This window comes from Pseudomonas sp. TE3-3-F2023 (assembly GCF_036784815.1).
GTDB lineage: Bacteria > Pseudomonadota > Gammaproteobacteria > Pseudomonadales > Pseudomonadaceae > Aquipseudomonas > Aquipseudomonas pudica.
The window spans coordinates 1,898,555-1,911,928 of record NZ_CP145113.1 but is presented as its reverse complement, the minus strand read 5'-3'; the positions used below and the strand labels follow the sequence as shown (position 1 = coordinate 1,911,928).

The 13,374-nt window shown below is 62.8% G+C and carries 14 protein-coding genes; 9 read left to right on the top strand and 5 right to left on the bottom strand.

Annotated elements, in window-relative coordinates; all coding sequences use genetic code 11:
• Window positions 1-76: 76 nt before the first annotated feature.
• Both V3314_RS08700 and V3314_RS08695 read left to right on the top strand, forming a co-directional pair.
• A complete protein-coding gene (locus V3314_RS08700) occupies window positions 77-289 on the top strand; it encodes a cold-shock protein (RefSeq protein WP_003257941.1) in 213 nt (70 codons plus the stop codon).
• A 91-nt stretch (window positions 290-380) separates the two neighbouring features.
• The gene (locus V3314_RS08695) at window positions 381-869 is read left to right on the top strand and encodes an RDD family protein (protein WP_046616978.1); all 489 of its coding nucleotides are present in this window, start codon (window positions 381-383) and stop codon (window positions 867-869) included.
• Between the two features lie 114 nt (window positions 870-983).
• Here V3314_RS08695 and lptG read toward each other — a convergent pair whose 3' ends face one another.
• Window positions 984-2,045, bottom strand: a complete 1,062-nt coding sequence (gene lptG, locus V3314_RS08690; RefSeq protein WP_025337842.1) for an LPS export ABC transporter permease LptG — start codon at window positions 2,043-2,045, stop codon at window positions 984-986.
• Window positions 2,038-3,153, bottom strand: coding sequence for an LPS export ABC transporter permease LptF (gene lptF / locus V3314_RS08685; RefSeq protein ID WP_085600604.1), 1,116 nt, complete (start codon window positions 3,151-3,153; stop codon window positions 2,038-2,040). The genes lptG and lptF overlap by 8 nt, the downstream gene beginning before the upstream one ends.
• A gap of 301 nt (window positions 3,154-3,454) precedes the next feature.
• Between lptF and V3314_RS08680 the strand changes: the two genes are divergently transcribed.
• From V3314_RS08680 to rlmF, 5 genes are all read left to right on the top strand, one after another.
• Window positions 3,455-4,948: a leucyl aminopeptidase gene (locus V3314_RS08680; RefSeq protein WP_108480952.1), complete on the top strand. Its 1,494-nt coding sequence runs from the start codon at window positions 3,455-3,457 to the stop codon at window positions 4,946-4,948.
• A 49-nt stretch (window positions 4,949-4,997) separates the two neighbouring features.
• Window positions 4,998-5,429 carry a DNA polymerase III subunit chi gene (locus V3314_RS08675; RefSeq protein WP_046616982.1) on the top strand — a complete coding sequence of 144 codons (432 nt, stop codon included), beginning with the start codon at window positions 4,998-5,000 and terminating at the stop codon, window positions 5,427-5,429.
• 5 nt (window positions 5,430-5,434) lie between these two features.
• Window positions 5,435-5,800, top strand: a complete 366-nt coding sequence (locus V3314_RS08670; RefSeq protein WP_046616981.1) for a hypothetical protein — start codon at window positions 5,435-5,437, stop codon at window positions 5,798-5,800.
• Window positions 5,801-5,948: 148 nt separating this feature from the next.
• Window positions 5,949-8,795, top strand: a complete 2,847-nt coding sequence (locus tag V3314_RS08665) for a valine--tRNA ligase (RefSeq protein WP_046615752.1) — start codon at window positions 5,949-5,951, stop codon at window positions 8,793-8,795.
• Window positions 8,796-8,912: 117 nt separating this feature from the next.
• Window positions 8,913-9,863, top strand: coding sequence for a 23S rRNA (adenine(1618)-N(6))-methyltransferase RlmF (gene rlmF, locus V3314_RS08660; protein ID WP_085600611.1), 951 nt, complete (start codon window positions 8,913-8,915; stop codon window positions 9,861-9,863).
• A gap of 50 nt (window positions 9,864-9,913) precedes the next feature.
• Here the strand turns inward: rlmF and V3314_RS08655 are convergent, their stop codons facing one another.
• Entirely contained in the window at window positions 9,914-10,195 is a 282-nt protein-coding gene (locus V3314_RS08655; protein WP_003257928.1) for an HU family DNA-binding protein, read from the bottom strand.
• Window positions 10,196-10,565: 370 nt separating this feature from the next.
• On the opposite strand from V3314_RS08655, the gene yejK reads away from it, so the two are divergent.
• Window positions 10,566-11,573, top strand: coding sequence for a nucleoid-associated protein YejK (gene yejK / locus V3314_RS08650; protein WP_046615754.1), 1,008 nt, complete (start codon window positions 10,566-10,568; stop codon window positions 11,571-11,573).
• A gap of 23 nt (window positions 11,574-11,596) precedes the next feature.
• On the opposite strand, the gene V3314_RS08645 is transcribed toward yejK, so the two are convergent.
• Window positions 11,597-11,911, bottom strand: a complete 315-nt coding sequence (locus V3314_RS08645; protein ID WP_108480963.1) for a GIY-YIG nuclease family protein — start codon at window positions 11,909-11,911, stop codon at window positions 11,597-11,599.
• 61 nt (window positions 11,912-11,972) lie between these two features.
• Here V3314_RS08645 and V3314_RS08640 point away from each other — a divergent pair, with 61 nt between their 5' ends.
• Window positions 11,973-12,821, top strand: coding sequence for a hypothetical protein (locus tag V3314_RS08640; protein ID WP_338460135.1), 849 nt, complete (start codon window positions 11,973-11,975; stop codon window positions 12,819-12,821).
• On the opposite strand, the gene V3314_RS08635 is transcribed toward V3314_RS08640, so the two are convergent.
• Complete coding sequence (locus tag V3314_RS08635) at window positions 12,800-13,285, bottom strand: nuclear transport factor 2 family protein (RefSeq protein WP_046615757.1); 486 nt, start codon at window positions 13,283-13,285, stop codon at window positions 12,800-12,802. The genes V3314_RS08640 and V3314_RS08635 overlap by 22 nt on opposite strands.
• Between the last annotated feature and the right edge of the window lie 89 nt (window positions 13,286-13,374).

Genomic DNA, 13,374 nt, shown 5'->3' with positions numbered 1-13,374 from the left:
CAGCCCAGTAATCTTTTGCTTCCTTTAATGCAAAAGAAACTGTCATCAAAATTCAAGCTTCATAGGAAATAAGACAATGGCTGAGCGTCAGAACGGTACCGTCAAGTGGTTCAATGACGAAAAAGGTTACGGCTTCATCACCCCAGAAAGCGGTCCGGATCTGTTCGTGCACTTCCGCGCTATCGAAGGTAACGGCTTCAAGAGCCTGAAAGAAGGCCAGAAGGTCACCTTCGAAGCAGTCCAGGGCCAGAAAGGCATGCAGGCTGACAAAGTTCAGGTCGCCGGCTAAGCCGAACCCGACTTCGAGAAAAGCCCCTGCCAAGTGCAGGGGTTTTTTTTTGCCCGTAGAATAGCGGCTTCGTTTTCTGGAGCCGTTTTGCATGTCCAAGCCTCTGCTCACACCCCAGGGTGATTTTCCGCCGGTCGGCCTGGGCCGGCGCCTGGCGGCGATGTTCTACGACTTCCTGCTGTGCACGGCGCTGCTGATCGTGACCGCTGGCGCCTACAAGATGATCCAGATGGCGATCATCGGCGAAGCCCGGATGCGTGAGCTGACCGAGGCTGGCGCACTGGACGGCGACCCGCTGCTGTCGACGGTGCTGCTGTTCGTCCTGTTCGGTTTCTTTGCCAAGTTCTGGACCCATGGCGGGCAGACCCTGGGCATGCAGGTATGGGGTGTGCGGGTGCAGAATGCCGATGGCACGGCCATCAGCCTGTGGCAGGCGCTGCTGCGCTTCGTGGTGTCGATTGCCTCGTGGCTATGCCTGGGGCTGGGGTTTTTCTGGGTGTTGATCGACAAGCGCAAGCGGGGCTGGCATGACATCTATTCGGAAAGCCAGCTGGTGCGGGTGCCTAAGCAGAAGAAATGAACTGAGACCTGTATTGCCTGTGCCTTCGCGGGTAAACCCGCTAAGAGGCCAGCACAGGCGAACACCCATGAAAAAGCCGACCCTGAGGTCGGCTTTCTTGTACAGCTCAGGCCATCAACCTGCCCGGCGCAACAGCCACACGCCGGCCAGCGCACAGATGCCTGCCGGAATCACCACCGCCAGCAGCGGCGGGAAGCCGAACACCTGGCTCGAAGGCCCAAGCAGGTCCTGAGCGATGCGGAACACGAAGCCCACCAGTACACCGGTGAACACGCGCTGGCCGAGGGTTACCGAACGCAGCGGGCCGAAGATGAACGAAATGGCCATCAGCACCAGCGCCGCGGTCACCATCGGCTGCAACACCTTGGTCCAGAACGCCAGCCAGTATCGAGCATTGTTCAGGCCCTGGTCGGACAGGTAATGGATGTAGTCCCAAAGCCCGGTGATGGACAGCGACTCCGGCGCCAGGATCACGGTATTGAGCAATTGCGGCGTGAGCGAAACGTCCCAGCGCTCCTGCGGCGCGGTCACCACTTCGGTGTGGTCGCCCCGGAAGAAGGTGGTGCGCACGTCGCTGAGCATCCAGTGGTCGTCCTGGTACTGTGCACGGCGGGCAAAGCTCGAGGTGACGATCTTGCGCTCGCTGTCGAAGCGGTAACGGGTCACACCCAGCAGCAGGCCGTTAGGCTGCACGGCGTTGATGTGCACGTACTCCTCGCCCTGGCGGTGCCACATGCCGCGCTTGGAGCTTTGCGCATCACCGCCACCCTGGGCCAGGGAACGGTCGGCCTGGGCCTTGTTCTCGGTCACCGGCGCCACGTACTCGCCAATCAGCAGGCCGACCAGCATCAGTACCAGCATCGGCTTCATCACCGCCCACACGATGCGCCCGATGGAAACCCCGGCAGCACGCATGATGGTCAGTTCGCTGCTGCTGGCCAGGCTACCCAGGCCGATCAGGCAGCCGATCAAAGCAGCCATCGGCAGCATTTCGTACAGGCGCCGTGGTGCGGTCAGCAGGACGAAGTTGCCCGCCTCCATCACCGTGTAGGTGTCACTCAGGTCGCTCATCTCGTCGATGAAGGCAAACAGCGACGCCAGGCCGAGGATGATCCCCAGCACGGCGAGGATTGCCAGCAGCACGCTCTGGCCGATGTAGCGGTCGAGCTTACCCATGGGCCACCTCCGCACGACGGGCGGCGCGTTTGAGGCGCAGCGGCTCCCAGTACATCAGGCCCAGGCCGATCAGCAGGAACAGGCCGTGGACCCACCACATGCCCAGGGCGATCGGCAGTTTGCCCTTTTCGAGGGCGCCGCGTACGGAAATCAGCATTGTCAGGTAGGCCATGTACAGAAGAATTGCCGGCAGCAGCTTGAGGAAGCGGCCCTGGCGCGGGTTGACCCGGGCCAGCGGCACCGCCAGCATGGTGACGATGAATACCAGGATGGGCAGCGACAGCCGCCACTGCAGCTCGGCACGCTCACGCAGGCCCTTCTTGCCGATCAGCTCGGAAGTGGGAATGGCTTCGCGATCGGTCACTTCCTCGGCGACTTCCGGCTTGGGCAGCAGCACCCCGTAGGTGTCGTACTTGATTGCACGGTAATCGGCCTGGCCCGGGTTGCCGTCGTAGCGGTAACCGTTTTCCAGCACCAGGTAGCGGTTGCCGTCAGCCTGGATTTCCTGGTGGCCTTTTTCGGCAACCAGCACCGACGGGGCGCGGTCCTTGGTCTTGTCCTGGTTGAAGCGCTTCTCGGAGATGAACACCCCAGCCAGGTTGATGCGGTCGTCCGACAGCTCTTCGGTGTAGGTCACCCGCGAGCCGTCGCGCAGGGTCTGGAAGCGGCCCGGCACCAAGGTGTCGAACTCGGTCAGGGCATCCTGCTGGGCAATGATCTGCTGCACCTGGGCCACGCCCAGCGGTGCCAGGCTCAAACTCAGCCACGCTACCAGCAGGGCGACCAGGGCGGCCGGCGCCATGGTCAGGCCCAGCAGGCGCTGCTGGCTCATGCCGGTGGCCGACAACACGGTCATCTCGCTTTCCAGGTACAAGCGCCCGTACGCCAGGAGAATGCCGAGGAACAGCCCCAGAGGCAGGATCAGTTGCAGGAAGCCCGGCAGGCGGAAGCCCATGATCAGGAACAGCACGCTCGGGTCGAGCACACCCTGGGCAGCCTGGGCCAGGTACTTGATGAAGCGCCCACTCATGATGATCACCAGCAGCACGGCGCTGACGGCGCTCAAGGTCACCAGGACCTCGCGGGACAGATAACGAAAGACGATCAAACCAGACACTCCTGGGTTGTCAGGGCGGACTGCCAATCAATGGCGCCAGACAATGACTTAGTACAGCCAAGACCAATGCCGGTTCGCCAAAGGCGAACCTCCATGTAAAGTGCGCGCATTATCCTGTGATTGACCGCCCCTGTCACTTCGCCGCGCATGAAGGCGCATAACGGGGTTGTCAGCACGCTTGCCGCAGGCTCAAACTGGCAGCTTTTCCGCCGGCGCGCGACGACGCGGCCAGGCCCGTCCAGAGCGCTGGAACACACAGCGCCGACTGTATCGATCATTCGGGGATCCTGACATGGAACTGGTTGTAAAAAGCGTAGCTGCTGCATCCGTAAAAACCGCCACCCTGGTCCTCCCGGTAGGTGAAAACCGCAAGCTCGGCGCCGTGGCCAAGGCCGTCGACCAGGCCAGCGAGGGCGCCATCAGTGCCGTGCTCAAGCGTGGCGACCTGGCCGGCAAGCCGGGCCAGACCTTGCTTTTGCAGAACCTCGCGGGTCTGAAGGCCGAGCGCGTGCTGCTGGTGGGCAGCGGCAAGGACGAAGCCCTGGGCGACCGCGCCTGGCGCAAACTGGTCGCGAGTGTGGCCGGCGTGCTCAAGGGCCTGAATGGCGCTGACGCAGTGCTGGCCCTGGACGACATCGCGGTCAGCAACCGCGATGCCCACTACGGCAAGTACCGCCTGCTGGCCGAGACCCTGCTCGACGGCGAGTACGTGTTCGATCGCTTCAAGAGCCAGAAGGCCGAGCCGCGCGCCCTGAAGAAGGTCACCCTGCTGGCCGACAAGGCCGGCCAGGCCGAGGTCGAGCGTGCCGTCAAGCATGCCAGCGCCATCGCCACCGGCATGGCTTTCACCCGCGACCTGGGCAACCTGCCGCCCAACCTGTGCCACCCAAGCTTCCTGGCCGAACAGGCCAAGGACCTGGGCAAGGCGCACAAGGCGCTGAAAGTCGAAGTGCTGGACGAGAAGAAGATCAAGGAACTGGGCATGGGCGCGTTCTACGCCGTCGGCCAGGGCAGCGACCAGCCGCCACGCCTGATCGTGCTCAACTACCAGGGCGGCAAGAAGGCGGACAAGCCGTACGTGCTGGTGGGCAAGGGCATTACCTTCGACACCGGCGGCATCAGCCTCAAGCCTGGTGCCGGCATGGACGAAATGAAGTACGACATGTGCGGTGCCGCCAGCGTGCTCGGCACCCTGCGTGCGGTGCTCGAGCTGCAGCTGCCGGTCAACCTGGTGTGCCTGCTGGCCTGCGCCGAGAACATGCCGAGCGGCGGCGCCACCCGCCCGGGTGACATCGTCACCACCATGAGCGGGCAGACCGTGGAAATCCTCAACACCGACGCCGAAGGCCGCCTGGTGCTGTGCGACACCCTGACCTACGCCGAGCGCTTCAAGCCGCAGGCAGTCATCGACATCGCCACCCTGACCGGCGCCTGCATCGTCGCCCTGGGCAGCCACACCACCGGCCTGATGGGCAACAACGACAACCTGGTCGGCCAGTTGCTCGACGCCGGCAAGCGCGCCGACGACCGTGCCTGGCAGCTGCCGCTGTTCGATGAGTACCAGGAGCAGCTGGACAGCCCGTTCGCCGACATGGGCAACATCGGCGGGCCGAAGGCCGGCACCATCACCGCCGGCTGCTTCCTGTCGCGCTTTGCCAAGGCCTACGACTGGGCTCACATGGACATCGCCGGCACCGCCTGGGTCAGCGGTGGCAAGGACAAGGGCGCCACTGGCCGCCCTGTGCCCCTGCTGACCCAGTACCTGCTGGACCGCGCTGGCGCCTGACGCCGTGAAGCCGGTGGCGCACTGCGCGCCGCCGGCCGGCGATACCACCATGAGCAAAGTCGATTTCTACATCCTGCCCACCGACTCGCTGTCGGCGCGGCTCGATTTCGCCTGCAAGCTGTGCGAAAAGGCCTGGCGCCTCGGCCACCGGGTCTACCTGCATTGCCAGGACGCCGAGCAGCGCAGCGAGCTGGACCAACGTCTGTGGCGCTTCAAGGGCGAGGCCTTCGTGCCCCACGACCTCGCAGAGGTGCATGCCGATGCCTGCGTGGCATTGGGCCTGGCCGCCGACAGTGCAGGCGACCACCACGACCTGTTGATCAACCTGGGCGCCGACGTACCGGGCTTTGTCGGCCAGTTCGAACGGGTTGCCGAGATCGTCGTTGAAGAGCCTGGCATCCGCCAATCTGCCCGTGAACGATTCCGTTTCTACCGTGAACAGGGCTATGCTCTGCAAGACCACCGCTTACAGCGACTCTGACGACGATGGACAAACCCTCCCCCCTGCCCGATTCCGCCCATCTGCTCGATGACCTCGAGTCGATACGCCAGCTGCTTGGCGACGCCGACCTGCAACCACCGCTGCTGACAGAGACGGTGGAGCAGATCCCGTTGCTGCTGGAAGAAGCGCCCGGCAACCATGTTCCTGCGGCCGAACCGGTTGAGGCCGAGCCCGAAGACGACCCGCAGACCCGCCGCCAGGACACCCTGCTGCACCTGGAAAGCGAACTGCGCGCGGCGGCGCAGATGATCATGCAGGACGTGATCAAAGACTTCACCCCGCACATCGAGAACGAGATCAAGCGCCGGCTGGATGCGCGGATCGAGCGGTTGATCAAGCGTTCGGAGTAAAACTGAAATCCGGCGGTGCCTTCTTCGCGGGTAAACCCGCGAAGAGGCCATCCCTGCCATGCCAGATAGCAGCAGCTTGTCGCCTGCGGCCCCCAGCTTGGTTATACTTCCCGGCTTTCCCGAATAAATGCACAGGGTCCCGCCGCGCATGGATAAGACCTACCAGCCGCACGCCATCGAAACTTCCTGGTACAACACCTGGGAGTCCGAGAACTATTTCGCCCCACAAGGTGCAGGCGAGTCCTACACCATCATGATCCCGCCGCCGAACGTCACCGGCAGCCTGCACATGGGCCACGGGTTCAACAACGCGATCATGGACGCCCTGATCCGTTTCCGCCGCATGCAAGGCCGCGACACCCTGTGGCAGCCAGGTACCGACCACGCCGGTATCGCAACCCAGATGCTGGTCGAGCGCCAGCTCGAGGCCAAGGGCCAGAACCGGCATGATCTGGGCCGCGAAAAGTTCCTGGAAAAGGTCTGGGAATGGAAGGATCAGTCCGGTGGCAACATCAGCCGTCAGATCCGCCGCCTGGGTTCGTCGGTCGACTGGAGCCGCGAGCGCTTCACCATGGATGACGGCCTGTCCGAAGCGGTCAAGGAAGCCTTCGTGCGCCTGCATGAAGACGGCCTGATCTACCGCGGCAAGCGCCTGGTCAACTGGGACACCAAGCTGCACACGGCCATCTCCGACCTCGAAGTGGAAAACCACGACGAGAAGGGCCACCTGTGGAACCTGCGCTACCCGCTGGCCGACGGCGCCAAGACCGCCGAAGGCAAGGACTACCTGGTAGTCGCCACCACCCGTCCGGAAACCCTGCTGGGTGACGCCGCCGTGGCGGTCAACCCGAACGACGAGCGCTACCAGGCACTGATCGGCAAGTACGTCGAACTGCCGCTGGTTGGCCGCCGCATCCCGATCATCGCCGACGACTACTGCGACCCCGAGTTCGGTACCGGCTGCGTGAAGATCACCCCGGCCCACGACTTCAACGACTACGAAGTCGGCAAGCGACACAACCTGCCGCTGCTGAACATCTTCGACAAGAACGCCTTCGTGCTGGCCAGCGCGCAGGCCTTCAACCTCGACGGCAGCGTCAACGAGCAGGTGGACACCCGCCTGCCGGCCCAGTACGCCAACCTCGACCGCTTCGTCGCACGCAAGCAGATCGTCGCCGACCTGGATGCCCAGGGCTTGCTGGTTAGCATCGACGACCACGCCCTGAAAGTGCCGAAAGGCGACCGTTCGGGCACTGTCATCGAGCCGTGGCTGACCGACCAGTGGTACGTTTCCACCAAACCGCTGGCAGAACCTGCCATCGCCGCCGTGGAAGATGGCCGCATCCAGTTCGTGCCCAAGCAGTACGAGAACATGTACTTCTCCTGGATGCGTGACATCCAGGACTGGTGCATCAGCCGCCAGCTGTGGTGGGGCCACCGCATCCCGGCATGGTACGACGAGGCCGGCCAGGTCTATGTCGGCCGCAACGAGGAAGAAGTGCGCGCCAAGCACAACCTGGGTGCCGACGTGGTCCTGCGCCAGGACGACGACGTACTCGACACCTGGTTCAGTTCGGGCCTGTGGACCTTCTCCACCCTGGGCTGGCCGGAACAGACCGAATTCCTCAAGAAATTCCACTCCACCGATGTGCTGGTGACCGGCTTCGACATCATCTTCTTCTGGGTTGCGCGCATGATCATGCTGACCATGCACCTGATCAAGAACGAGGATGGCACCCCGCAGGTACCGTTCAAGACCGTGTACGTGCATGGCCTGGTACGTGACGGCCAGGGCCAGAAGATGTCCAAGTCCAAGGGCAACGTGCTCGACCCGCTGGACATCGTCGACGGCATCACCCTCGACGCCCTGCTGGAAAAACGCACCAGCGGCATGATGCAGCCCAAGCTTGCCGAGAAGATCGCCAAGCAGACCAAGGCCGAGTTCCCCGAAGGTATCGCCAGCTACGGCACCGACGCCCTGCGCTTCACCTTCTGCTCGCTGGCCTCCACTGGCCGCGACATCAAGTTCGACATGGGCCGCGTCGAAGGCTACCGCAACTTCTGCAACAAGATCTGGAACGCCGCCCGCTACGTGCTGGACAAGGGCGAGGACTGCGGCCAGAACGGCGAAGCCTACGAGCTGTCGCTGGCCGACCGCTGGATCATCTCGCAGCTGCAGCGCACCGAAGCCGAAGTGACCCGCCAGCTGGAGCAGTTCCGCTTCGACCTGGCCAGCCAGGCGCTGTACGAGTTCATCTGGAACCAGTACTGCGACTGGTACCTGGAGCTGTCCAAGCCGGTGCTGTGGGACGAGAACGCCCCAGTAGAGCGCGCCCGTGGTACCCGCCGCACCCTGGTGCGCGTGCTGGAAGTTGCGCTGCGCCTGGCGCACCCGTTCATGCCGTTCATCACCGAAGAAATCTGGCAGCGCATCGCGCCGCTGGCCGGCATCGAAGGCAAGACCATCATGCTGCAGCCATGGCCGGTGGCCAATGAAAGCCGCATCGACGCCGCCGCCGAAGGCGACATCGAGTGGCTCAAGGAGCTGATGGTCGGCCTGCGCAACATCCGCGCCGAAATGAACATCGGCCCGGGCAAGCCGCTGCCGCTGTTCCTCAAGAATGCCAACGCCGACGACCAGCGTCGCCTGCAGGAAAACGAAGCCCTGCTGAAGAAGCTGGCCAAAGTCGAATCGTTTACCGTGCTGGGCGACGCCGACGAAGCGCCGCTGTCGGCCACCGCGCTGGTCGGTGACCTGCAAGTGCTGGTGCCAATGGCCGGCCTGATCGACAAGGATGCCGAGCTGGCGCGCCTGAACAAGGAAATCCAGCGCCTGCAGGGTGAAGTGGCACGCGTGGGTGGCAAGCTGTCCAACGCTGCCTTCGTCGACAAGGCACCGCCTGCCGTGATCGAGAAGGAACGCGCCAAGCTGGCCGAGTCCGAACAGGCCCTGGCCAACTTCACAGAGCAGCATGCGCGGATTGCAGCGCTTTAATCAAAAGTGAAGCCATAGCGGGCTGCTTCGCAGCCCATCGCCGGCAAGCCAGCTCCCACAGGAAAGCACCATACCTGTGGGAGCTGGCTTGCCGGCGATGCTTTTCAGGACCCGACCATGACCCGCAAACCCACCCTGCACCCGCGCAACCGCCACCAGGGCCGCTACGACTTCCCCAGCCTGATCAAGGCCCACCCTGACCTGGCGCGCTTCACCATCACCAACCCCCACGGCAAGCCCAGCATCGACTTCGCCAACCCCGAGGCTGTGCGGGTGTTCAACCGTGCCTTGCTGAAGGCCCAGTACGGCATCCAGCACTGGGATATCCCCACCGACTACCTGTGCCCGCCGATTCCCGGCCGCGCCGACTACATCCACGTGGCCGCCGACCTGCTGGCCGACGACAATGCCGGCGAGATCCCCAAGGGCGCCCAGGTGCATGCGCTGGACATCGGCGTAGGTGCCAACTGCATCTACCCGCTGCTGGGCCATAGCGACTACCGCTGGCGCTTCCTCGGCTCGGACATCGACCCCGTGGCCCTGGCTTCGGCTAAGGCCATCGTCCAGGCCAACGGCCTGGGCAAGGCCATCACCCTGCGCCAGCAGGCCAACCGTGCGCACATCCTCAGCGGCCTGCTGCAGGAGGGCGAACGCTTCGACCTGACCCTGTGCAACCCGCCCTTCCATTCCTCACGCGACGAAGCCACCCGTGGCAGCCAGCGCAAGTGGAAGAACCTCGGCAAGCAGGACCCCAAGCGCAAGCTGCCGGTGCTCAACTTCGGTGGCCAGAACAACGAACTGTGGTGTGAAGGTGGCGAAATCCGCTTTGTCACCCAACTGGTCAGTGAAAGCGTGCAGTACGCCGAGCGAGTGCTGTGGTTCACCAGCCTGGTGTCCAAGGCCAGCAACCTGCCGGGGATCGAGGCCGCGCTCAGGAAAACGGGCGTCAAGGCCGTGCGCATCAGTGAAATGGGCCAGGGACAGAAGCAAAGCCGCATGGTCGCCTGGAGCTTCCACGACGACGCCGCGCGCCAGGCCTGGCACGCCGGGCGTAAAAACCGGGCATGAAAAAACCGCGCCCGGGCAAGCCGGGCGCGGTTTCGTCAAAGCTTCAACAATTACTTGTTGATGGCGTCGGTCAGCACTTTGGCTGGAACGAACTTGACGACTTTCTTGGCAGCGATTTCGATGGCAGCGCCAGTCGAAGGGTTGCGGCCGGTACGGGCAGGACGCTCAGCGACTTTCAGCTTGCCGATGCCTGGCAGAGTGATTTCAGCGCCGTTTTCCAGCTGGTCGGCAACGATCTGGCCCAGTTGCTCCAGAGCGTTCTTGGCGGTGGCTTTTGGCGCGGCGATCGATTCGGCGATGTCGGCAATCAGTTGGTCTTTGGTCAATGCCATGGTGGTGTTCCTTCCCTATCAAATTCGTTGGTTATGCAGCGCACTACGACGTTATCGGGCCAGCCCCTGAAAGTGGAGGGCCGCGCCAATCGCGTATGTAGATACGCAAATCGACGTTTGGTTCGACACGACGACAGCACGCTGCCAGCAATGCGCCACACAAGGGGCGCAAGACCGCGCAAAGCTACCACAGGAACGGATAAATATCCGCTGCGCGCTTCGATTTAATGCAGGTTTTTCGGGGGTTTTAGCCTAAAACGCACAAATTTGAACAAAAAACGAACAACCGCCATTTCTGCCAACATCCGGCCACTGCACCACCTGGTGTCTAGGGTAAACTGGACAACTTTTGCAGCTCCCCGAGAATTCCATGCCAATCCGTCATTGCATCGTTCACCTGATCGACAAAAAGCCCGATGGCAGCCCCGCCGTACTGCATGCCCGCGATTCCGAACTGGCCGCTTCCGACGCCATCGAAAACCTGCTGGCCGACCTCAATGACAGCTACAACGCCAAGCAAGGCAAGGCCTGGGGCTTTTTCCACGGCGAGTCCGGGGCCTACCCGCTGAGCGGCTGGCTGAAGCAGTACCTGGACGAAGAAAAGGACTTTACCGCCTTCAGCCGCGTGGCCGTGGAGCACCTGCAGAAGCTGATGGAGGAGTCCAACCTGTCCACCGGCGGCCATATCCTGTTTGCCCACTACCAGCAAGGCATGACCGAATACCTGGCGATCGCCCTGCTGCACCACAGCGAAGGCGTGGCGGTGAACGCCGAGCTTGATGTGATGCCTTCGCGCCACCTCGACCTTGGCCAGCTGCATCTGGCGGCGCGCATCAACCTGTCGGAGTGGAAGAACAACCAGAATTCCAAACAGTACATTTCGTTCATCAAGGGCAAGAACGGCAAGAAGGTCTCGGACTACTTCCGCGACTTCATCGGCTGCCAGGAGGGCGTCGACGGCCCGGGCGAAACCCGCACCCTGCTCAAGGCCTTCAGCGACTTCGTCGAGAGCGAAGACCTGCCGGAAGAGTCCGCTCGCGAAAAAACCCAGACCCTGGTCGAGTACGCCACTACCCAGACCAAGCTGGGCGAGCCGGTCACGCTGGAAGAACTGTCCAGCCTGATCGACGAGGACCGGCCCAAGGCGTTCTACGATCACATCCGCAACAAGGACTACGGCCTGTCGCCTGAAATCCCCGCGGACAAGCGCACCCTCAACCAGTTCCGCCGTTTCACCGGGCGTGCCGAGGGATTGTCGATCAGCTTCGAAGCGCACCTGCTGGGGGACAAGGTCGAGTATGACGAAGCGGCAGGGACCTTGATCATCAAGGGGCTTCCGACCACCTTGGTGGATCAGTTGAAGCGGCGCAAGGACTGAGGGCCCTGGGGCGCGAAGCGGCCCTAAATAGCGGAAGACTCAGCCTCATAGGAGGCCACCAGCGCCTCCTTCGCCGCCTTGCGCAGCCGCTTCACCAGCCGCTCCTGGCGCAATGCTTCGCCCTTGTCCGGCCATTGCTCCACATACACCAGCGCCTGGGCCGGGCTGGTCTTGAAGTAACGCGCGCCCTGCCCTTTCTGGTGCGCCAGAAAACGCCGTTGCGGGTCATCGCTGATACCGCAATACAGCGATCCATTGGCAGCCCTTACCAAGTAGACATACCAGGGTTTTACTGCCTGATCCGGCACTTTTTCACTCACGACGCCTGCTCTTTCCATCATTAATTTGGTGAGCCCACCCCAAAAGGGCTTCATCATGCTCACTTCAGTATCCCGCACCTTGCTTGCCGCTGCCCTGTTGGCCGGCGCATCCGCCGCCCAGGCCTCCATCGGCGCCCGGACCGCCGAGCAGTTGCAGAAAAACTACGATTCCACGCCCGCGCATTGCCCAGGCAACGCGGTACCTGCCCATGCCTGTTCGGGCGTCTTGCTAAGGTCAACCAAACCTTCACCGCATTATCATTCCTGGCATCATAGCCAGAACAGCAAGGACAAGGGCGGCGTATCGTTTTCATACCTGCGCAGCGACATTCCCACCACGCAGCTGGCTGCCGACGGCCGTAGCGGCTTTACCCTGTACCCGCTGCTGCAACGCCCAAAAGACAGCTTGCGCTACGAAATGCTATGCGCCTGGCCCACTGACGGTGATACCTGGGAGCGTGACAAACGCGGTTGCGGCGACAATCGGCAAACGGCCGCAACCGAAGCGGCCTGCCATGAACAGGGAGTACTCACTGCCGAGCAGTGGATGGAGCGGTTCCGGCAAAGCGGCGACTACAAGGCCCAATGCGCATTCGATATCCGCCGGGCGCGGGTTCCCGAGCGGGCTGAAGCCTTCTACCAGAGCATACGCGCCAAGCAGTTGTTTGCGCCTGAACTACCGTTCCCGTGGAACGAGGTGGTGATCGGTGCGTGGGACGAAGAGCAGTCCAGCAGGCTGCCAATCCAGTCGTTTTTCCATATCGAAGGCGCTTATGGCGCATTGCAACAAGCTCAGGCCGATCAACGGGATTGGCACAGGACCAATGGCACATTCATACCTGTCATTCGCATCCGTCTACCGAACGACCTCGATGAACGCGCCACCTTCAGCTATCACAAGAGTGATCAGGCGGTAGCGCTGCCTTGAGCATGCTGGTACGCCCGCAGGCCTTTGAACGCCTGCTGGCGCACCTTGTTCTGCACCAGCGGCGACCAGCCCAGCAGCATGCCAGGCACACCCAGCGCCTGCCGCGACCAGCGCCACAAGTCGAATTGGTCATCGTGCTGGCAGATCAGCCCGTCACGGACCACGAAACGCGCCTGGATATCGTTGACAACGGTGCGGCCGGTCTGGCTGAACAGGTAGGTGGCCACCCAATGTGCGGCGCCCGTGCATTCATCGGCGCGGACGTTGTCGAAGGTCAGGGTAAAGTCCTTGGCCCGGCTGGTGAGCATTCGCCACATGTCGCCTGCATCCTTGCCACGCAAGGTGCCAAAGACCGGGTCGCTGAAGGCGATATCGTCGCTGTAGCAGGCGACCATGGCCTCGGCATCCAGGCGCTGGAAGGCCTGGTAGAAGCGGGTGATCAGGTCGCGGTTGGCGTCGCTCATGGGGGCTGGTCCGTCCTGGGGATGAAAGCAGCACGATAATCTGCCCCGGTTGCTTATGCCAGTACCGGCCCCTTCGCGGGTTTACCCGC

Excerpts from the sequence above, each read along its gene's own strand:
- V3314_RS08655 (WP_003257928.1), bottom strand. The coding sequence starts at position 10,195 with ATGGCATTGACCAAAGACCAACTGATTGCCGACATCGCCGAATCGATC.
- V3314_RS08675 (WP_046616982.1), top strand. The coding sequence starts at position 4,998 with ATGAGCAAAGTCGATTTCTACATCCTGCCCACCGACTCGCTGTCGGCG.
- lptG (WP_025337842.1), bottom strand. The coding sequence starts at position 2,045 with ATGGGTAAGCTCGACCGCTACATCGGCCAGAGCGTGCTGCTGGCAATC.
- V3314_RS08665 (WP_046615752.1), top strand. The coding sequence starts at position 5,949 with ATGGATAAGACCTACCAGCCGCACGCCATCGAAACTTCCTGGTACAAC.
- V3314_RS08695 (WP_046616978.1), top strand. The coding sequence starts at position 381 with ATGTCCAAGCCTCTGCTCACACCCCAGGGTGATTTTCCGCCGGTCGGC.
- V3314_RS08700 (WP_003257941.1), top strand. The coding sequence starts at position 77 with ATGGCTGAGCGTCAGAACGGTACCGTCAAGTGGTTCAATGACGAAAAA.
- V3314_RS08635 (WP_046615757.1), bottom strand. The coding sequence starts at position 13,285 with ATGAGCGACGCCAACCGCGACCTGATCACCCGCTTCTACCAGGCCTTC.
- V3314_RS08680 (WP_108480952.1), top strand. The coding sequence starts at position 3,455 with ATGGAACTGGTTGTAAAAAGCGTAGCTGCTGCATCCGTAAAAACCGCC.
- V3314_RS08645 (WP_108480963.1), bottom strand. The coding sequence starts at position 11,911 with ATGGAAAGAGCAGGCGTCGTGAGTGAAAAAGTGCCGGATCAGGCAGTA.
- yejK (WP_046615754.1), top strand. The coding sequence starts at position 10,566 with ATGCCAATCCGTCATTGCATCGTTCACCTGATCGACAAAAAGCCCGAT.
- rlmF (WP_085600611.1), top strand. The coding sequence starts at position 8,913 with ATGACCCGCAAACCCACCCTGCACCCGCGCAACCGCCACCAGGGCCGC.
- V3314_RS08670 (WP_046616981.1), top strand. The coding sequence starts at position 5,435 with ATGGACAAACCCTCCCCCCTGCCCGATTCCGCCCATCTGCTCGATGAC.